Below are 20221 nucleotides of genomic sequence, written 5' to 3'. Positions count from 1 at the left end.
GACGTTTACGTCGCCATCCGGCATAATGACTTAACGATCCCAGTACGACTCTTCGAGGCTATCCTCACGCTCCGGCAGTCCACGCGTCAGACGCGGAGAGTGCTGGTTCAGTACCTGATAACTCACACGATTGGCATATTTACACACCTGAGCTAATGACGAATAGGTCAGCCAGGTGAACTTGTGCTTACTGGAATTCGGCACGTTCGAACGGTGATAGCTGTTGGCGGTAATATCGTGCAGCAGCGCCGCCAGCGCGCCGTCACCTGCGCCATTGGTGTTCATGATCTTTTCAGGACCGCCCATATACGGCGCGATATGGGAATAGACGCGCAGCGGATTGCGACAGTCTTTATGGCGCATCGCGCGGCTGAACTCATATTGGTTAAATTCGGCAATCGCCCCAGGCAACAACGGGTGTTGAGTTTTGCGTTTGGCTTCCTCTTCGGTAAAGCCCGCCATGTACAGCCCTACCGGTCCGGCGGTACACAACACCAGATCGACCCAGTCCAGCACTTTATCAGATGCCAGCAGCGGATCGTTTTCACCGGTCAGCGCTTCGGCCTCTTCTTCATTCATTGCCAGGATTGAGACATTCTCTTTCAGGAAATCCTGCCACCACTGTGGGTTATCGGCGATCACGAATTTGGTCCCAAGCGTCAGCACCACGGGCACATTGTGCTTTTTAGCGTACTCAATGGCCTTCATGGTGGCTTCCGGCATCGGCTCGCCCGGCTTGCAGCGTACCAGATAGGAGGTCAGCACCAGCGCCGATGCCCCGGCAATCACCGTTTCCGGAATGCTTTCCGCGCGCAACTGATTCATGTGCCCTGGGCTGATGGCGAAGGTACGCTCACCGGATTCGCCTATCAGGGTAAAGCAGCGGCCAATCGGCCCGTCAACGCCCTGCAGATAGTTGAGGTCGGTCCGGCTGGAGGTGTTGCACAAATAGCGGTAAGCGTAGCTGCCAATTTCGATGTTGCTGCACATCACGCCCAGCAACACCGAACGGTCATCGGCCAGCACGGAGTAGTTGTGCATGGTGTTACCAATCGTGCCACCGGCAAACTGATGGGTGATCAGATTGTCACGCACCAGTTCCTGATACAGCGCTTCGGCCACATCGTCTTCAATCACCAGTGAATGCCCGGCACTCAGTCCATAACGTTGTACAAACGCGTCATCCACTTTCGCTTCAATATCGACCAGCGTTTGATCGATCCCCACCACCCATGCGGCGCTGGTTTCATTTTCAGGCTGGATTTGTTGCAGCAGTGGATCGCGTGCGTTGACAGGGAAATAGTGTTTGGATTTGCGTTTACCGGGAAATTTCATAGCTGTTTTTACAGGTGGATAACTGAGCGGTGCATGGTAGCACATTCCCCTCTGGACGACAGAGTTTCAATAACAGACGAACGGATCGCAGTTTCCACGACGGAAGCTTTTACAATGGGTCGATTTCACAAGGAGCGTTTTATGAAACCAGAGAATAAACTTCCCGTACTGGCCAGCATTTCAGACGAGATGCGCGCGGTGCTGAATGTCCGGCAGGACGATTTGCCTCCCTGGCCTGCCGCCGATGATGTGCCAGCGATGCGCCAACACTACATTCTTGAACGGCGCTTCTGGAACGCGGATGCACCGCAAATGCCAACGCGGGAATACGCCCTCCCCACGCGCTGGGGAGAGGTGACAACGCGCCTGTACAGCCCAACGCCAGACAGTCAGGCCACGCTGTTTTACCTGCACGGTGGCGGTTGTATTCTCGGGAATCTGGATACCCATGACCGAATCATGCGCCTGCTGGCAAGCTATACCCAGTGCACGGTAATCGGCGTCGACTATTCACTCTCACCTGAGGCGCGCTTTCCGCAGGCCATTGAAGAGACCATTGCCGCCTGTCAGTTCTTTTATCAGCAGGCGGACGACTATCAGTTGAACATGACGCACATTGGCTTTGCCGGTGATTCCGCTGGCGCGATGCTGTCGCTCGCCAGCGCGCTGTGGCTGCGCGATAAGCACATATTTTGTGGAAAGGTGGCGGGCGTGCTGTTGTGGTATGGACTGTACGGCTTACAGGACTCAGCAAGTCGACGACTGATGGGCGGCGACTGGGACGGTCTCAGCCGTCAGGATTTGGAAATGTACGAAAAAATGTATCTGCGTGATGCCGACGATCGCGAGTCGCCGTACTATTGCCTGTTCAACAACGACCTGACGCGCGATGTGCCGCCCTGCTTTATCGCCGGTGCGGAGTTTGACCCGCTGATCGACGACAGCCGTCTGCTCTTCGAGACGCTTCAGGCGCACCAACAGCCCTGCGAATACAAAATGTATCCCGGCACGCTGCACGCCTTTCTGCACTACTCACGCATGATGAAATCTGCCGATGACGCCTTACGCGATGGTGCGCGTTTCTTCACTCAGCAGATTAACGCTGCACGTTAGCGGTACGGGGCCGTCAGTTTCAGCATCATATCGATATGTTCCGGCGCGGCATTTAGCGCCGGAATATATTCATACTTTTTACCGCCCGCTTCGAGGAAGATCTCTTTATTCTGCACCGCAATTTCTTCCAGCGTCTCCAGACAATCCGCCGCGAAGCCCGGACACATCACCTGAATATGGCCCGTTCCCTTCTCGCCTAACATCTTCAGCGTTTCATCCGTGTAGGGCGTCAGCCACGGTTCACGACCAAAACGCGACTGGAAGGTCATCATTACTTTTTCTGGCGGCAGACCGAGCGCAGAAACCAACTCACGGGTCGTGTCGCGACAGCGTTGCGGATAGTCGTCACCTTCATCAGCAAAACGCTGGGGGATACCGTGATACGACAACAGCAGCAAATCCGGTTCGCCGTGTTCGGCGAACGAAGCCCGCGCACTGTTCGCCAGCGCGTCAATATAAGCGCGATCGTCGGCGTAATCGCGAATAAACGAAATGCCGGGAATACGACGTTTACGCGCCAGAATGCGCGCCAGCTCATCCCAGACCGCAGCAACCGTTGAGCAGGAATATTGCGGGTACAGCGGCAGCACGACGATATGATCCACGTGGTTTGCCAGCAGCTCGTCCACCGCGCTTTCCAGTGACGGCGAGCCATAGCTCATGCCCAGCGCGACGGGTGTGTCCACCAAGCGCGCAGCAAGCGCCTGCTGCTGTTGACGGCTGTAGACCATTAGCGGAGAGCCGCCTTCCATCCAGACAGACTGATAAAGCTTTGCCACACGCGGGGCGCGAAGCGGCAAAATCACGCCGCGCAGCAGCGGCCACCACAATACACGGGGCGTATCGACAACGCGTGTATCGCTTAAGAATTGCCGGAGATAGCGTGTTACTGCCGCCGGAGTGGGGGCATCGGGAGTACCAAGATTTGCCAGCAGGATACCGGTTTTCGTCTGACGCATTACCGCCTCTTATCGATTCAAATTGTTGATAATTGTAGCGGAAAAGTGAGTAAGAAGAACTAATTGCTGTGAGAGGTAAAACGAGAATTTGCCTGATGGCGCTACGCTTATCAGGCCTACGCGATAATGGCAGGCCTGATAAAAGGTTCACTACGCGAAAAACTTAACCGAGGATTTTTTCCAGCGCGGCGCGCACGTCAGCAACGGCCTGAGTCCCGTCAACTTTCGCGTATTGCGTGTTACCTGCTGCCGCTTCTTTCTGGTAGTAACCAATCAGCGGTGCCGTCATCTGATGGTATTCCACCAGACGCTTACGCACGGTCTCTTCCTGGTCGTCTTTACGGGTGGTCAGCTCTTCGCCGGTCACGTCGTCTTTACCTTCAACCTTAGGCGGGTTGAATTTGATGTGGTAAACGCGGCCAGACGCAGCGTGTACGCGACGACCAACGATACGGTCAACGATCAGCTCATCCGGTACGTCGAATTCGAGAACATAATCCACCACGATACCGGCTTCTTTCATGGCGTCAGCCTGCGGAATCGTGCGCGGGAAACCATCTAACAGAAAACCGTTACGGCAATCTTCCTGCGCGATACGCTCTTTTACCAGCGCGATCACCAGCTCATCCGTCACCAGCTTACCGGCGTCCATGATGTCTTTCGCTTGTTTGCCCAGCTCGGAGCCAGATTTCACGGCGGCACGCAGCATATCACCGGTGGAGATTTGCGGAATACCATACTTCTCCATGATGAACTGAGCCTGAGTTCCTTTACCCGCGCCCGGAGCGCCAAGCAGAATGATACGCATTACGAAAATCCCCTTAAAGGTTGTCGATATTTTTAAAAAAGCGCTAAACGATACCACCATCACGCATTTGTCTCAAGGAAGGTGCCAGCGCTGAAACGGTTAATGAGGGAAAATTTAGAAAAGAGAGGCGATTAAAAGAAATGCCGGATAGCAATCACGCTTATCCGGCATTCACATCGCGGTTATCAGGAAACCAGCAGTTGGTTCATGCGGCGGATGAACTGGTTTGGATCTTCGAGCGTGCCGCGCTCAGCAAACAACGCCTGATCCAGCAGCAGTTCAACCCACTCGTTGAATTGCGCTTCATCCTGGGTATCCGCCGTGCGTTTCACCAGCACGTGGTCCGGATTGAGTTCAAAGATGTATTTCACTTCCGGTACGTTCTGACCCGCTGCGGCAAACAGTTTTGCCATCTGGGTGCTCATTTCGTCCGCGTCGGTGGTGACAATCGCCGGCGTATCGGTCAGACGGTGCGTCAGACGTACGTCTTTCACCCGGTCGCCCAGCAGGTTTTTCACGCGCTCAACAAACGGTGTCAGCGCTTTTTCCGCTTCTTTCGCGCTTTCATCAACCTCATCGGCCAGCTTGTCGATAGACTCGTCCGCTTTGGCGACGGACTGGAACGCCTTACCGTCAAACTCGGTGAGGTAGTTCATCATCCACTCGTCAATGCGATCGGAGAGCAACAGCACTTCGATGCCTTTCTTACGCAGCAGTTCCAGGTGCGGGCTGCTCTTCGCTGCCGCATAGCTGTCAGCGGTAATGTAGTAAATCTTCTCCTGCCCTTCTTTCATGCGAGAGACGTAGTCTTCCAGAGAGACGGTCTGCGCAGAAGAGTCGGTATGCGTCGACGCGAAACGCATCAGTTTGGCGATGGTTTCCTGGTTAGCATGATCTTCCGCCGGCCCTTCTTTCATCACCAGACCAAACTGCTGCCAGAACGTCTGGTATTTTTCCACATCCTCTTTCGCCAGTTTTTCCAGCATCTGCAGAACACGCTTAGTCAGTGCGCTACGCAGGTTGCGGGTGACGGTGCTGTCCTGCAGGATCTCACGAGAAACGTTCAGCGGCAGATCGTTGGAATCAATAAGCCCTCGCACGAAGCGCAAATAGTTCGGCATGAACTGCTCGGCGTCGTCCATGATAAAGACGCGCTGGACGTACAGCTTCAGGCCATGTTTGTGATCGCGGTTCCACATGTCCCACGGTGCCCGCGACGGGATGTACAGCAGACTGGTGTACTCCTGCTTCCCTTCTACGCGGTTGTGGCTCCAGGTCAGTGGATCGGTAAAATCGTGCGCGATATGCTTGTAAAACTCGTTGTACTCGTCATCTTTGATTTCCGACTTGTTACGGGTCCACAGCGCCTGCGCCTTGTTGATTTTCTCCCAGGTAACGACGGTTTCGCCGTCTTTCTCTTCCTGTTTTTCTATCTCAACCGGCAGGGCGATATGGTCGGAATATTTGCTGATGATGGAACGTACGCGCCAGTCATCGAGGAACTCGTCTTCGCCTTCACGCAGATGCAGCGTGATTTCCGTTCCGCGATCGTCTTTGGTGATATCGGCAACGGTGTATTCACCTTCGCCCGCTGATTCCCAGAACACGCCGTTCTCCGGCTTGTCGCCTGCGGCACGAGTGCGGACTGTGACTTTATCCGCGACAATAAAGGCCGAATAGAAGCCTACGCCAAACTGACCAATCAGTTGGCTGTCTTTCGCCTGATCGGAGCCCATGGATTCAAGGAAGGATTTGGTCCCGGACTTCGCGATGGTCCCCAGATGATCGATCACGTCATCACGGTTCATCCCCACGCCGTTATCGGCGATGGTCAACGTACGCTTATCTTTATCGAAGGAGACGCGTACACGCAGTTCACCGTCGCCTTCATAGAGGTCCGGGTTCGACAGCGCGCGAAAACGCAGCTTGTCTGCCGCATCGGAGGCGTTAGAGATAAGCTCACGCAGGAAGATTTCTTTATTGGAATACAGAGAATGGATCATCAGATGCAGAAGCTGTTTTACTTCTGACTGAAAACCACGAGTTTCTTGTCCTTTCATGTAGATCTACCTCAACAATGCCATTTTCAATGGTAAAAACACGTTGAGGGTGAAATGGGGACAACCGGGGGGGATTTCAAGCGGAGGCCGCGAGCACAGCCTCCGTTTGTTCAGAATTTAATCTTGTGGCGTCCTGCCAGAGAATGCGACAGCGTGGTACCGTCCACCATCTCCAGTTCACCGCCGACCGGCACGCCGTGTGCGATACGGCTGGCGTCAACGCCATATTGCGCGCAGAGTTCAGCAATGTAGTTCGCCGTGGCTTCCCCTTCGACCGTCGGGTTGGTCGCGAGGATCACTTCACTGAGTTGCTCGCAGGACAGGCGCTGCTCAAGTCTGTCGAGACCGATATCATCTGGCCCGATGCCGTCGAGCGGCGACAAATGCCCCATCAGCACGAAGTAGCGTCCGGAAAACTGCCCGGTCTGTTCAATCGCATAGATATCCGCAGGACTCTCGACCACGCAAATCTGGCCGTTTTCCTGACGACGCGGATTTGAACAGATATTGCAAACCTCTTGCTCGGTGAAAGTGCGGCAATCGGCGCAGTGACCGATTTCCGACATCGCCCGGGTGAGCGCTTGCGCCAGACGCATCCCGCCGCTGCGGTCACGCTGAAGCAGCGTAAACGCCATGCGCTGCGCCGACTTCGGGCCAACGCCCGGCAGGCAACGCAGTGCTTCCATAAGCTGAGTTAACAGCGGGCTGGTTTGCATCAGAACGGCATCTTAAAGCCTGGCGGCAGTTGCATACCGGAGGAGACAGAGGCCATTTTTTCTTTCTGGGTCTCTTCAATGCGACGGGCAGCATCGTTAAACGCAGCAGCAACCAGATCTTCCAGCATCTCTTTGTCATCTTCGAGCAGGCTTGGGTCGATCTCCACGCGACGGCAGTTATGCGCGCCGTTGATGGTCACTTTCACCAGACCCGCACCGGATTCACCGGTCACTTCCAGCTTCGCGATTTCTTCCTGCATCTGCTGCATTTTTTCCTGCATCTGCTGGGCCTGCTTCATCAGGTTACCCAGACCGCCTTTACCAAACATAGGCTTCTCTCTCAATCACGTTAAGGGATGACAATCATAAGCGTCGCTTACGATCAAATGGGGCGGATACTTTCTTCATCCAGATCCGCATCGAAGAACCGACGCAGGGTCTGGATGTTGTTATCCGCAACTATCGACTCACGCGCCTGCGCAAGTTTCTCTTCATAAATCGCCTGACGCCACTCCAGCGGCGTTCGCACCGCCGGATTATCATCTTCTACGATGGTCAGTTCAACCGTTGATCCCGCAAGCTGACTCAGTGCTTCCGCCAGCTTTTGCTGCGCACCGCTGGAATTCAGGTGACGCTGGCTGGAACGCAAATGCAGACAGACCGCATTATCGTTCTCTTCTTTCCAGGCGTTGAGCGCGACCTGCTCAACCAGTTTTGGCAGCGAAAGCTGGCTGACCTGCGCCGCCCACGGATCGCGTTCAATCGCTTCTGCGGCAAGCTTAGCTGCCAGTTCCGGTGTTTTCTCATGCTCCAGCGCTTTTTTCAGCGCCTTTGGTGTCGCCACCACCTCTTTCACTTCAGCAACCGGCGTGGTCGCCTTCCAGCGATAGGCCTCTTTCTTCGCCGGCGCCTGCTCGAGCGCAGACGGTGCAGGACGAGCCTGTACGCGTTCTGATACCGAAGCCAGTCTTTCCAGCGCAGCGTTATTCACCGGCCGCGCGCGGGGTGCGGCTGCCGGTTCACTCTTTTTTGCTTTGGTTGCTCCCTGCGCACGTTGCAGTTGGTTGCGCGCCGCCAGCACCTGACTGGTGGATTCCGGTAACGGTGCTGCCGGGGCAGGTTGCGCGGGGGCAGACTGCTGCGGCACCTGGGTCGGCGTCATTACCGCCGTTGGCGCGACAGGGGCAAATGATTGTCGCGGAACCTCGGGTTCTGGTAGCGGCATACGCGGATGAAACGCCAGCGCCCGCAGTAAGGTCATTTCAACGCCCATGCGTCTGTCTGGCGCGTACGGCAGTTCTTTACGGCCAATCAACAACGTCTGGTAATAAAGCTGAACGTCCGCCGGCGGCACGGTGCGCGCTAGTTCACGCATGCGCACTTCGATCGTCGCCATGTCGCCGCCGAGTGCGGCAGGAGACAACTGGACCAGCGCAATACGGTGCAGCAGACCAAGCATTTCGACCAGCAGTGCTTCCCACTCAATTCCCCGCGCTGCGGCCTCGTTGACCAGCGTCATCACCCGTTCACCGTCGGCAGCGATTACCGCCTCCACCAGCGACAGCGCCTGATCGTCATCCAGCGTGCCGAGCATCGCGCTCACCGCCTGGGTGGAAACCTGGCCATCACCGCTGGCTATCGCCTGATCGGTCAGACTCAGCGCGTCACGCAGACTGCCATCGGCCGCACGGGAAAGCAGTTGCAGTGCGCGCGGCTCGTGGGCTATCTGCTCTTCGTTAAGAATGTGTTCAAGCTGATGGCGGATCTGGTCGACATCCAGCGCCTTAAGATGGAACTGCAGGCAGCGGGACAGAATAGTCACCGGCAGCTTCTGCGGATCGGTTGTCGCCAGCAGGAATTTGACGTGCGACGGCGGCTCTTCAAGCGTTTTGAGCAGCGCGTTAAAACTGTGGCGAGACAGCATATGCACTTCGTCGATCAGATAAACTTTGAATCGACCGCGCGCCGGGGCGTACTGGACGTTATCCAGCAGATCCCGGGTGTCTTCAACTTTAGTGCGCGAGGCAGCATCGATCTCAATCAGATCGACAAATCGCCCCTGTTCGATTTCACGGCAGTTATCACACACGCCGCACGGCGTGGCGGTAATGCCGGTTTCGCAATTCAGTCCCTTTGCCAGCAGACGGGCAATGGAGGTTTTACCGACACCCCGGGTACCGGAAAAAAGATATGCATGGTGAATACGCCCTAACGACAAGCCGTTCGCCAGTGCGGTCAGCACATGTTCCTGGCCGACGACGTCAGCAAAGGTTTGTGGGCGCCATTTTCGGGCTAAAACCTGATAACTCATTGGCTGGCTCTGAAACGCTGGAAGGTGGATTCATAGGGGGGAATGCTAACACAACCTCACTAATTCAGCGAGGTCATGTCTTCAGCTAATACGTCAGGTGCTGTTGAGCCGATTAGTGCCCCGGGAAAGGAACCAGGCTATAACAGTTGATGCCCTGCTGCGCCAGACGCTGTTCGCCGCCGAGGTCAAACAGGTTGATGATGAACGCCGCATCGGTCACTTCGCCGCCCAGACGACGGATCAGTTTCACGGTCGCTTCAATCGTACCGCCGGTTGCCAGCAGATCGTCAACCACCAGCACTTTATCACCGGCGTGGATCGCATCAAGGTGGATTTCCAGTTGATCGGTGCCGTATTCCAGTTCGTAGCTTTCAGCGATCGTTTCACGCGGCAGCTTGCGCGGTTTACGCACCGGCACAAAGCCAACGCCCAGACCCAACGCTACCGGCGCGCCAAACAGAAAGCCGCGAGCTTCGGTACCGACAACTTTGGTGATGCCTGCATTTTTGTAACGCTCAACCAGCAATTCGATGCTGAGTGCGTAAGCTTTCGGATCTTCCAGTAAGCTGGTGACATCACGGAAAAGAATGCCCGGTTTCGGGTAGTCCTGAATGCTTTTAATGCTATTTTTGAGAAACTCAAGCTGCTGTGCAGTTGCGGTCATAAGTTTGTGCCTGATTAATACGGTGTTACTTCACGGCGCACTATACACTTCATCCTTCAAGCGGCCTCTTTATTGGCTGCATTAATTTGACCCAGTGCGCCTGTGCTCGAAAACGGTCGAATTTACTGGCTACCGCTCGCAATTGCAACCGCGATTATTATGCTTCAGTGCTTTTGTTGCTTTTCGTCAATCACAGGTATTCGCCACATAAATACCAGCAGGCAAGCCAGGATCACCAGCAGCAGGATCCGCACCCACCACATCGGGGTCAACCACAGCGATACGGCGAAGGTGATGAGGATCATTACGATCGCGCGGGGCTTAACGCCCGGCGGCATAGCCTTATATTTCTGCCAGAATCGCAAATAGCTGCCAAACCACGAGCGGTAGAGTAACCAGTTATGGAAACGCGGCGATGAGCGGGCAAAGCACCAGGCAGCCAGCAGGATAAACGGTGTCGTCGGCAATACAGGCAACACAACACCCAGCGTCCCCAATACAACCGCCAGCCAACCCGTGATGATTAAAAGGATTCGTTGCATAATAAAGGCATATCGCAAACCAGAACGCTACTTTAGCATAACAGTTATCATTTTCATCGGAGTGTTACAGTGAAAACCGCCATGCTGCTGCAAAAGCTGGAAGATCAGCTCGCCCTCCTGCGCCAACGCTGTGCGCCGGTGGCGCAGCATGCCACGATCAGCGCCCGTTTCGATCGCCATCTTTTTCAGACGCGTAGCACCCTGCTCCAGGCCTGTCTGGATGAAGCTGAAGGCCACCTTCAGGCGCTACGTCAGGCGGTTGAACAGCAGCAACTGCCGCAAGTAGCCTGGCTGGCGGAACATCTGGCGTCGCAACTGGAAGCAATCTCCCGCGAAACCGCCAGTTGGTCGCTGCGGGAGTGGGACAGCGCCTCGCCGGGTCTGGCACACTGGCAACGCAGACGCATCCAGCATCAGGAATTTGAGCGACGTTTGCAGGAAATGACCGCGCAGCGCAAAGCGCGGCTGGCTCAGGTCACCCGTCTGGACGAACAACAAACGCTGCAACGCGAAGTGGAAATCTATGAAGGTCGTCTGGCGCGCTGTCGTAAGGCGCTGGACAATATTGAACGTGTCCTGGCGCGTTTAACTCGCTAATCCCTGGAGACGCTATGTCACTTGAAAACGCCCCGGATGAGGTCAAACTGGCCGTCGATTTGATTGTATTGCTGGAAGAAAACCATGTCGCCCCGGATACCGTCTTGAAAGCGCTGGAAATGGTTAAACGGGACTATGAAAAAAAAGTGGCTCAAACTGCTGACAAACTTGATTGATTTTTGCCGGATGGCGCTGCGCTTATCAGGCCTACATTTCTGAGCGGGTATTGGAATTTACCCTGCGTTGTAGGCCGGATTAAGACGCAAGTGACGCCATCAGGCATGCGATCGTTTGATTAAACCGCAGGCGTCGGATCGTCGCCTTTGATCTCGCGTTTCACCTCTGTGACCTCATCGCCCTTCTCGTTGCGCAGATGCACTTCAAGCTGGTTAAAGGCGATATCAATGTTGTTTTCACGGCACAGACGATCGATTGATCGGTTCAGTTCATCAACCGTGTGGCTACGATCGCGAAGTTCACGCACGTACAGACGCAGTTCATGATCCAGGGTACTGGCGCCGAAGGTAGTGAAGAACACCGCCGGCTCAGGATCGTGCATCACCTTCGGATGCTCCATCGCGGCCTGAAGCAGGACTTTCTTCACTTTATCCAGATCCGAACCGTACGCCACGCCAATGCGGATCACCAGACGGGTGGTGGTATCAGACAACGACCAGTTGATCAGGCGCTCGGTTACAAACGCCTTGTTCGGGATGATCACCTCTTTGCGATCGAAATCGGTAATGGTGGTTGCGCGGATACGGATCTTGCTGACGGTACCAGAGAATGTGCCGATCGTCACCGTATCGCCAATCCGCACCGGACGTTCGAACAAAATGATCAAACCCGAGACAAAGTTACCGAAAATCTCCTGCAAGCCGAAACCGAGACCGACCGATAAGGCCGCCGCCAGCCATTGCAGTTTATCCCACGACACGCCGAGCGAACCGAAGACCGTCATCGCCCCGACGGCAATGATGATGTAGTTCAGGATCGTGGTGATGGCGTACGAGGCGCCCTGGCGCATTTTAAGACGCGACAGCACCAGCACTTCCAGCAGACCCGGCAGGTTACGGATCAACGCCCAGGCGACCATCGACGCGATAATGGCAAACAGCAGGCTGCCCATCGTCACGCTTTTCACTACCGCTGCGCCCGCTTCGGTGCCGTTGTAGTGCCAGAGCGTAATGCTGTCGAGATAGCTGAACACGGTGATCAGATCGGACCAAATCGCCCAGAACACCACCGCAAACAGTGAAATCATCAGCAGCATCGTAATGCGTAACGTTTGCTGGTTCACCTGCTCCAGCGCGATGGTGGGTTCTTCCTGTGGTTCCGCTCCTTCGGCCCCCTCTTTCACCAGATTCTGCCGACGCGCCAGTGCACGACGCCAGGCGATACGCCGCGCCGCGACGCTTAAACCGCGCAGCACCGTCTGATAGAGCAGGTTCCAGATGATGACCAGATAAACGGTTTCAATCCACCGGCCCGACAGGCGCAGCGTGGTGTAAAAGTAGCCAGTTGCCGTCAGCACCATCAGCGCAATCGGGATGATAGACAGGATGGTGATCGTCACCAGGCGCAGGCCATGTGACTCTTTATCACGCCAGCTTTCGCGGCACATCGGCCAGACCAGAAACGCGATCAGCAGCAGGTTGAGGAAAATCATCGCCTGCCCCAGCACATCGTCCATCAGATGCAAGGGAGAAAGCTCTGCCACGACTGACCAGAAATGCAGCGGCAGTAGCGCCAGGCTGATGCGCACAATCTGGCGACGCCAGTGGCTGGTCAGTTGCGCAGGCATACCAAAATGGCGAATCGCCACCCCGTCTTTTTCGAGCACTTTCCAGCACAGTCCGAAAACCAGCCAGAAGATTGCCAGTTTTTTACTGAATGCCCACAGCAGATCGCTGATGTTTAACTGCATGGTCAGCAAAATCAGGCCGACCGCCAGAATCAGCAGACATACCGGCAGCGCGCGAATCAGATCGATCAGAATCGCTTTCGGTGTGTTTAGCTGACTGTCATTGCGCAGCGATCCCACCGCGGCGGCGAGTTGCTGCTGCCAGGCTTTCAGCCACTTCAGACGCCAGCGAATCAACCCGGCAATGAGCAGTAACGGCAACCCGGCCAGGAAGGCGATAAACACCGCTGGCCACGCTTTTTCCCAGTTCACCGTGATTTTCATCGACTTGAACTGATCTTTCAGCGACTGCGGGAAGGCTTTGATCCAGTCCCAGTCCATTGGCCGGTTGCTGTTTACCCAGAAGATTTGCTGGGTCAGGATCTCTTTCAGGCTTTTCGAGACACTCATTAACTGCTGCTGATTAATTTGCAGATTAATGGCCATCATGAGCTGATTACCCAGTTGCTTGTTCAACTGGTCCAGCAGTTCACGGCGCATATCGACAACCTGTAGCAGCGCATCGTGGACTTCGTCATTCACTTCGTTGCTGTGGCCTTCTTCCAGCTTAGCCACGAACGCATCGTTCTGGAACAACGCGTCACGCTGCTGGTTAATTTCGAACTGCTCCAGACGCAGGTCCGCAATGCGGTTGGTCATGTCCGAGAGTTCATCCGCCGACGGCAGCGTTTGCTGCTGTTGATAGAGAATACGCGACAGCAGCAGACTGCCCTTCAGCACCGCGATTTGTTCTTTGATATTGCGTTCAGATTGCAGCGCGCGGTCCAGCCAGTTTTTGACCCTAATGTTTTGCTGCATCAGCGAGTTGCCATTTTCCGTCGCGGTGATCAGGCGCTGGCTGAGCTGATGGTTGATTTCCAGCTCCTGTTTCACCAGTGGGTTGGCCTGGATCCGCGCGGTTTCATCCGGGGAAATGGCCTCCTGCGCCGTTTTTTCCGTTAAGGTCAGACGCTTGCTGTTGACCGCTTCCTGCAGTAACTGTAACTGGTGCTCGAGCCGGTTGCTGTTTGCCGTAATATAGTCACGCTGTTTTTGCAGGGTGTCCTGCAACACCGTATTGCCTTCCAGGCTTTTACGTTGTTGATCGATCTGGGCATTCAGTAACGTTTGCTGGGCCTGTAAAAGCACCTGCTGAGTCGGTCGTAACGCCGCTTCGCCCACGCTGGTGCCGTCCAGCCGGTTGCGAATCTGCTGAAGCTGCTGAGAAGCCGTATACATCGCATTTTGTACACGCTCGGGCTGTGTTTGCAGGGAAACGAGCTGGCTGTTATAGGTGGCGAGATCGTTTTGCGCGTTCTGCAAATCATCCAGAACCTGCGCCACGCGCAGTTCTAACTGGCGTAATGAAAGCGTACTGAGCGTCTTACGCGTTTCATCATCATTATCCACATCGCTGAGCGCACTCAGCGCCTCTGTCGCCTGACGCATTTTTTCTGGTGCCTGCGCCACGCGCTGACGGAGCTGGGTCGTCTCGTCTTTCACCCGCTCGATTTTCTCAAGCGTTGCAATGGTCTCGACGAGATCCTGCTGAACCAGTTTATCCTGCGCGGAGAGGTCTTTTTGCTTATTGAGCGTATCCAGTTGGCTTTGCACATCCGCCTTCGAGGGCAGATCGCTGTTTGACGATGCGCGAGCAAGCGCCAGAGACTGGCAGGACAGCATTAAGATGAAAACAGCCACCGTGATAAAAACTCGGTGCTGAGCACGTTTATAGAGCGGCAACATAGTCATGTGAATGAAGGTTTCTGAACCGAAAAGACGACCGAAAATAGTCAACGCGCAAGAATATCACGGCTCTGTCAGACAGAATAGCGGCAGCGAAACCGACCAGGATTATTCCTGGAGTAGCGTCAGGATACGGCGTCAGGCCCCGTCGACTGTAAGGTGGGACAAAATGTTAACATTTCCAGCAAAACGGCGACGTAATCCCGCGCTTCTTTTTTGAGATCAAACGATTGGGGGGCAAAAAGCCAGTTTTCCATCAGACCTGAAATCATGGCGCGCATCATCACCGCCGCCCGCCGCGTAATCAAATTTGCAGGCAACATTTTTGAATGAATACAATGATCTAAAGTTTGTTCAATCCGATCATAGCTTTCGAGACAGATGTTTCTTTGCGCCTGCTGAACTATAGTCATTTCTCCCACAAATTCACATTTGTGGAATATAATCTCCATCAATAAACGTCGCCGTTCTTCTGTCACGGTAGATTCAAGGAGATGAACGAGTATTTCTCTTAACACTGATAGTGGATCGTCGGGGAATTTTGCCTGATACTCAGTCTCAAGCTCACCAATACTGGATTCTGATAGTTCCCAGATTTCACTAAATAAATCCGACTTGTTTTTGAAATGCCAATAGATTGCACCGCGAGTTACGCCAGCGGCTTTTGCAATCTCCGCCAGCGAGGTGGAAGATACCCCTTGTTGCGAGAACAACCGTAGCGCTACATCCAGGATGTGTTGTCGTGTTTCCTGCGCTTGTTGTTTGGTTTTTCGTGCCATATGTCGGTGAATTTACAGGTGTTAGATTTACATACATTTATGGATGTATGTACCATAGCACGACGATAATATAAACGCAGCAATGGGTTTGTGGACTTTTGACCATTGATCAATTTGAAATCGGACACTCGAGGTTTACATATGAACAAAAACAGAGGGTTTACGCCTCTGGCGGTCGTTCTGATGCTCTCAGGCAGCTTAGCGCTTACAGGATGTGACGACAAACAGGCCCAACAAGGGGGCCAGCAGATGCCAGAAGTTGGGGTTGTGACGCTCAAAACCGAACCTCTACAGATCACAACTGAACTGCCGGGTCGCACCAGTGCTTTCCGTATTGCGGAAGTTCGTCCTCAGGTAAGCGGGATTATCCTGAAGCGTAATTTCGAGGAAGGTAGTGATATCGAAGCAGGAGTGTCTCTCTATCAGATTGATCCTGCGACGTATCAAGCCACTTATGAAAGCGCGAAAGGCGATCTGGCGAAAGCCCAGGCCGCTGCCAGCATCGCTCAGGTAACGGTTAACCGTTATAAAAAGCTGCTCGGCACGCAGTACATCAGCCAACAAGATTACGATCAGGCGCTGGCCGATGCGCAACAGGCGAATGCCGCTGTCGTTGCCGCGAAAGCCGCCGTTGAAACCGCGCGCATTAACCTGGCGTACACCAAAGTGACCTCTCCGATTAGCGGCCGTATTGGTAAATCTGCCGTGACGGAAGGCGCGCTGGTGCAAAACGGTCAGGCGACAGCGCTGGCAACCGTGCAGCAGCTCGATCCTATCTATGTTGACGTGACGCAGTCGAGCAACGACTTCCTGCGTCTGAAACAAGAACTGGCTAATGGAACGCTGAAGCAGGAAAACGGCAAGGCGAAAGTCGAGCTGGTGACCAGCGACGGCATCAAATTCCCGCAGACCGGTACACTTGAGTTTTCAGACGTGACCGTCGATCAGACCACCGGTTCTATCACCATCCGCGCCGTCTTCCCTAACCCGGATCACACCTTATTGCCGGGAATGTTTGTTCGCGCGCGTCTGGAAGAAGGAACCAACCCTACTGCGTTACTGGTGCCGCAACAAGGCGTGACCCGTACGCCGCGCGGCGATGCTACCGTGCTGGTTGTGGGTGCGGATGACAAAGTGGAAAACCGTCAAATCGTTGCCAGTCAGGCGATTGGCAACAAATGGCTGGTGACCAGTGGTCTGAAAGCAGGCGAACGCGTCATTATCAGTGGGCTGCAGAAAGTGCGTCCTGGTGCGCAGGTGAAAGCACAAGAGATTACCGCAGAGAACAACCAGAAAGCCGCTAGCGGTAGCCAGCCTGAGCAGTCTAAGTCTTAACTTAAACAGGAGCCGTTAAGACATGCCTAATTTCTTTATCGATCGCCCCATATTTGCATGGGTGATCGCCATCATCATCATGTTGGCAGGGGGGCTTGCGATCCTCAAGCTGCCGGTCGCGCAATATCCGACGATTGCGCCGCCCGCAGTGACGATCTCCGCAACCTACCCTGGCGCTGATGCCAAAACCGTGCAGGATACGGTCACGCAGGTTATCGAACAGAATATGAACGGTATCGATAACCTGATGTACATGTCCTCAAACAGTGACTCCACGGGTACCGTGCAGATCACCCTGACGTTTGAATCCGGTACGGATGCAGATATCGCGCAGGTTCAGGTGCAGAACAAACTGCAGTTGGCGATGCCGTTGCTGCCGCAGGAAGTACAACAACAGGGTGTGAGCGTTGAGAAGTCGTCCAGTAGCTTCCTGATGGTTGTCGGGGTTATCAATACCGACGGCACTATGACGCAGGAAGATATTTCGGATTACGTCGCCGCCAACATGAAAGACACCATCAGCCGTACTTCCGGCGTGGGTGACGTTCAGCTGTTTGGTTCGCAGTATGCGATGCGTATCTGGATGGACCCGACCGAACTCAACAAGTATCAGTTGACCCCGGTCGATGTCATTGCGGCTATCAAAGCGCAGAACGCCCAGGTAGCTGCCGGTCAGTTAGGCGGTACGCCGCCGGTGAAAGGCCAGCAGCTTAACGCATCGATTATTGCCCAGACCCGTCTGACGTCAACCGACGAGTTCGGCAAAATCCTGCTGAAAGTGAACCAGGACGGCTCTCAGGTTCGCCTGCGTGACGTCGCGAAAATTGAACTGGGCGGCGAGAACTACGACATCATCGCGAAGTTCAACGGTAAACCGGCCTCCGGTCTGGGGATCAAACTGGCGACCGGCGCGAACGCGCTGGATACCGCCGCGGCGATCCGTGCCGAACTGGTGAAGATGGAACCTTTCTTCCCGTCAGGCCTGAAAATCGTTTACCCGTATGACACCACCCCGTTCGTGAAAATCTCTATTCACGAAGTGGTGAAAACGCTGGCGGAAGCGATCATCCTCGTGTTCCTCGTGATGTATCTGTTCCTGCAGAACTTCCGCGCGACGCTGATCCCGACTATTGCAGTACCGGTCGTTCTGTTGGGGACCTTTGCGGTGCTTGCCGCTTTTGGCTTCTCGATAAACACCCTGACGATGTTCGGGATGGTGCTCGCCATCGGCCTGTTGGTGGATGACGCCATCGTGGTGGTCGAGAACGTCGAACGTGTCATGTCCGAAGAAGGGTTACCGCCGAAAGAAGCCACGCGTAAATCCATGGGCCAGATTCAGGGCGCACTGGTGGGTATCGCGATGGTGCTGTCTGCGGTATTTATCCCGATGGCTTTCTTTGGCGGATCTACCGGTGCGATTTATCGTCAGTTCTCCATCACCATTGTGTCCGCAATGGCGCTGTCCGTACTGGTTGCGTTGATCCTGACGCCGGCGCTGTGCGCCACCATGCTTAAACCGGTTGCTAAAGGCGACCACGGTGAAGGCAAGAAAGGCTTCTTCGGCTGGTTTAACCGCATGTTCGATAAGAGCACGCACCATTACACCGACAGCGTGGGTAATATTCTGCGCAGCACCGGTCGTTATCTGCTGCTGTATCTGATCATCGTCGTTGGCATGGCGTTCCTGTTCGTCCGTCTGCCAAGCTCCTTCCTGCCGGACGAAGACCAGGGCGTATTCCTGAGCATGGCCCAGTTGCCTGCCGGTGCGACCCAGGAACGGACGCAGAAAGTGCTTGATGAGATGACCGACTACTTCCTTACCAAAGAGAAGAACAACGTTGAATCGGTGTTTGCGGTTAACGGCTTCGGCTTTGCAGGTCGTGGTCAGAACACCGGTATCGCGTTCGTCTCATTGAAAGACTGGGCTGACCGTCCGGGTGAAGAGAACAAGGTTGAAGCCATTACCCAACGCGCTTCAGCCGCCTTCTCGCAGATTAAAGACGCCATGGTATTCGCCTTTAACCTGCCCGCGATTGTGGAACTGGGAACCGCGACTGGTTTTGACTTCCAGTTGATTGACCAGGCGGGACTCGGTCACGAAAAACTGACCCAGGCGCGTAACCAGTTGTTCGGCGAAGTGGCAAAACATCCGGATCTGCTGGTCGGCGTTCGTCCGAACGGTCTGGAAGATACGCCGCAGTTCAAGATTGATATCGACCAGGAAAAAGCACAGGCGCTGGGTGTTTCCATTAGCGACATTAATACCACGCTGGGTGCCGCATGGGGCGGAAGCTATGTGAACGACTTTATCGACCGCGGTCGTGTGAAGAAAGTTTACGTCATGTCCGAAGCCAAATACCGTATGTTGCCGGAAGATATCGGTAACTGGTATGTGCGCGGCAGCGATGGTCAAATGGTGCCATTCTCAGCCTTCTCGTCTTCACGCTGGGAATACGGTTCACCGCGTCTGGAACGCTATAACGGTCTGCCTTCTATGGAGATCTTAGGTCAGGCGGCACCGGGTAAGAGTACCGGTGAAGCGATGGCAATGATGGAGCAGTTGGCCAGTAAGCTGCCATCCGGTATCGGCTACGACTGGACGGGGATGTCCTACCAGGAACGTCTGTCCGGTAACCAGGCCCCTGCCCTGTATGCCATCTCACTGATTGTCGTCTTCCTGTGTCTGGCGGCGTTGTATGAGAGCTGGTCGATTCCGTTCTCCGTTATGCTGGTGGTTCCGCTGGGGGTAATTGGTGCGCTGTTAGCGGCCACTTTCCGCGGTCTGACCAACGACGTTTACTTCCAGGTGGGCCTGCTCACCACCATTGGGTTGTCGGCGAAGAACGCGATACTGATCGTCGAATTCGCCAAAGATCTGATGGATAAAGAGGGCAAAGGCCTGATTGAAGCGACGCTGGATGCGGTTCGTATGCGTTTACGTCCGATCCTGATGACCTCTCTGGCGTTCATTCTGGGCGTTATGCCACTGGTTATCAGCTCCGGTGCCGGTTCCGGCGCGCAGAACGCCGTAGGTACCGGCGTTATGGGCGGGATGGTCACCGCAACGGTTCTGGCTATCTTCTTCGTCCCGGTCTTCTTTGTGGTGGTACGCCGCCGCTTCAGCCGGAAAAGTGAAGATATTGAACACAGCCATTCCGTAGAACATCGCTGATGCTCATCTGATAAAAGGCCGCGCAAGCGGCCTTTTTTTCGAATGAAATCAGCAAAAGGGCTTATTGATACCTTGTTGACTTTTGGTTGTAGATAATAAAGGTTATAATCCACAAGAGGATGAAGGCTATTTCTGGCCATTTGGCTTATGGCTTATTCCCTGCTTAACCACTCATTATTAA

16 protein-coding genes and 1 other annotated feature are annotated in these 20221 nt (G+C 54.6%); of the genes, 5 read left to right on the top strand and 11 right to left on the bottom strand.

The window, feature by feature from the left end; genetic code table 11:
• Positions 1 to 30: 30 nt before the first annotated feature.
• On the bottom strand, positions 31 to 1335 hold the full coding sequence (gsk, locus tag C2U53_RS16045; protein WP_104446104.1) for an inosine/guanosine kinase: 1305 nt from the start codon (positions 1333 to 1335) through the stop codon (positions 31 to 33).
• 141 nt (positions 1336 to 1476) lie between these two features.
• Between gsk and aes the strand changes: the two genes are divergently transcribed.
• Positions 1477 to 2448: an acetyl esterase gene (gene aes / locus C2U53_RS16040; RefSeq protein ID WP_090048821.1), complete on the top strand. Its 972-nt coding sequence runs from the start codon at positions 1477 to 1479 to the stop codon at positions 2446 to 2448.
• Here the strand turns inward: aes and hemH are convergent.
• The 8 genes from hemH to C2U53_RS15995 all read right to left on the bottom strand — a co-directional run bounded on the left by hemH (position 2445) and on the right by C2U53_RS15995 (position 10508).
• Positions 2445 to 3407 carry a ferrochelatase gene (gene hemH / locus C2U53_RS16035; protein ID WP_104446103.1) on the bottom strand — a complete coding sequence of 321 codons (963 nt, stop codon included), beginning with the start codon at positions 3405 to 3407 and terminating at the stop codon, positions 2445 to 2447. The genes aes and hemH overlap by 4 nt on opposite strands.
• Positions 3408 to 3570: 163 nt before the next feature.
• Positions 3571 to 4215, bottom strand: a complete 645-nt coding sequence (gene adk, locus C2U53_RS16030) for an adenylate kinase (protein WP_043001547.1) — start codon at positions 4213 to 4215, stop codon at positions 3571 to 3573.
• A 185-nt stretch (positions 4216 to 4400) separates the two neighbouring features.
• The gene (gene htpG / locus C2U53_RS16020; protein ID WP_044258926.1) at positions 4401 to 6275 is read right to left on the bottom strand and encodes a molecular chaperone HtpG; all 1875 of its coding nucleotides are present in this window, start codon (positions 6273 to 6275) and stop codon (positions 4401 to 4403) included.
• Positions 6276 to 6385: 110 nt separating this feature from the next.
• Positions 6386 to 6991, bottom strand: a complete 606-nt coding sequence (recR, locus tag C2U53_RS16015) for a recombination mediator RecR (RefSeq protein ID WP_043001549.1) — start codon at positions 6989 to 6991, stop codon at positions 6386 to 6388.
• Complete coding sequence (locus C2U53_RS16010) at positions 6991 to 7320, bottom strand: YbaB/EbfC family nucleoid-associated protein (RefSeq protein ID WP_001515903.1); 330 nt, start codon at positions 7318 to 7320, stop codon at positions 6991 to 6993. The genes recR and C2U53_RS16010 overlap by 1 nt, the downstream gene beginning before the upstream one ends.
• Before the next feature lie 53 nt (positions 7321 to 7373).
• Positions 7374 to 9302 (bottom strand): DNA polymerase III subunit gamma/tau, encoded by a 1929-nt coding sequence (gene dnaX, locus C2U53_RS16005; protein ID WP_044258928.1) that lies wholly within the window; start codon positions 9300 to 9302, stop codon positions 7374 to 7376.
• Positions 7977 to 8041, bottom strand: a sequence feature (DnaX frameshifting element). It overlaps the preceding gene by 65 nt.
• A 112-nt stretch (positions 9303 to 9414) precedes the next feature.
• Complete coding sequence (gene apt, locus C2U53_RS16000) at positions 9415 to 9966, bottom strand: adenine phosphoribosyltransferase (RefSeq protein ID WP_043001551.1); 552 nt, start codon at positions 9964 to 9966, stop codon at positions 9415 to 9417.
• Positions 9967 to 10130: 164 nt separating this feature from the next.
• Positions 10131 to 10508, bottom strand: coding sequence for a DUF454 family protein (locus C2U53_RS15995; RefSeq protein WP_043001552.1), 378 nt, complete (start codon positions 10506 to 10508; stop codon positions 10131 to 10133).
• A 69-nt stretch (positions 10509 to 10577) separates the two neighbouring features.
• On the opposite strand from C2U53_RS15995, the gene priC reads away from it, so the two are divergent.
• On the top strand, positions 10578 to 11105 hold the full coding sequence (priC, locus tag C2U53_RS15990) for a primosomal replication protein N'' (protein WP_043001553.1): 528 nt from the start codon (positions 10578 to 10580) through the stop codon (positions 11103 to 11105).
• A gap of 14 nt (positions 11106 to 11119) precedes the next feature.
• Complete coding sequence (rsmS, locus tag C2U53_RS15985) at positions 11120 to 11281, top strand: pleiotropic regulatory protein RsmS (RefSeq protein WP_043001554.1); 162 nt, start codon at positions 11120 to 11122, stop codon at positions 11279 to 11281.
• Positions 11282 to 11400: 119 nt separating this feature from the next.
• Here the strand turns inward: rsmS and mscK are convergent, their stop codons facing one another.
• Positions 11401 to 14760: a mechanosensitive channel MscK gene (gene mscK, locus C2U53_RS15980; protein ID WP_044258930.1), complete on the bottom strand. Its 3360-nt coding sequence runs from the start codon at positions 14758 to 14760 to the stop codon at positions 11401 to 11403.
• 119 nt (positions 14761 to 14879) lie between these two features.
• A complete protein-coding gene (gene acrR / locus C2U53_RS15970; protein WP_044258933.1) occupies positions 14880 to 15533 on the bottom strand; it encodes a multidrug efflux transporter transcriptional repressor AcrR in 654 nt (217 codons plus the stop codon).
• Between the two features lie 141 nt (positions 15534 to 15674).
• Here acrR and acrA point away from each other — a divergent pair, with 141 nt between their 5' ends.
• Together acrA and acrB are read left to right on the top strand one after the other, a co-directional pair.
• Positions 15675 to 16868: a multidrug efflux RND transporter periplasmic adaptor subunit AcrA gene (gene acrA, locus C2U53_RS15965; RefSeq protein WP_104446102.1), complete on the top strand. Its 1194-nt coding sequence runs from the start codon at positions 15675 to 15677 to the stop codon at positions 16866 to 16868.
• Positions 16869 to 16890: 22 nt separating this feature from the next.
• On the top strand, positions 16891 to 20040 hold the full coding sequence (acrB, locus tag C2U53_RS15960; protein ID WP_043001557.1) for an efflux RND transporter permease AcrB: 3150 nt from the start codon (positions 16891 to 16893) through the stop codon (positions 20038 to 20040).
• Positions 20041 to 20221 lie beyond the last annotated feature (181 nt).

The organism is Citrobacter sp. CFNIH10 (assembly GCF_002934585.1).
GTDB classification, from domain to species: Bacteria; Pseudomonadota; Gammaproteobacteria; order Enterobacterales; family Enterobacteriaceae; genus Citrobacter_A; species Citrobacter_A amalonaticus.
This window is presented reverse-complemented; position numbering and strand designations above follow the sequence as displayed.